This window comes from Dellaglioa sp. CoH-56-MRSF-13 (assembly GCF_056782095.1).
Genome location: NZ_JBXAYC010000139.1, coordinates 1 through 302, shown reverse-complemented (window position 1 = coordinate 302; position 302 = coordinate 1). Strand labels below are relative to the sequence as shown.

The window sequence follows — 302 nt, the reverse complement described above, 5'->3', positions numbered from 1 at the left end:
ATGTTGATCTTGTACAGCTGCTTGTTCGCAAACACGTTCCATGCGCCAGCGACTTGAAGCGACGTAACAGCACCGCCCGAGTTACCGCCCGCCATATTCACAGGAGTACTGACCGATGAGATAATGGGAAGAGGTGTCGGCAGGCTCGGTACGTTCGACGTTACCCGAATGTATTGCGAGAACGGGTTAATCGCTTGTTCAAGCTCTGTCTCCAGACCATTGCTGTCCGTGTAATCGGTCAGCGAACAGTTGAATTGCTCGATCGGGTACTGAGTGCTGCGTGTCGTGTCGTACACCGAAAC

General features: G+C 53.0%; 1 protein-coding gene. It reads right to left on the bottom strand.

Translation table 11 applies throughout. The annotated features are described in order from the left end of the window. Positions 1 to 302 (bottom strand): hypothetical protein (locus AC1RP1_RS08215; RefSeq protein ID WP_481762754.1); only part of this gene is annotated, 302 nt, incomplete at both ends.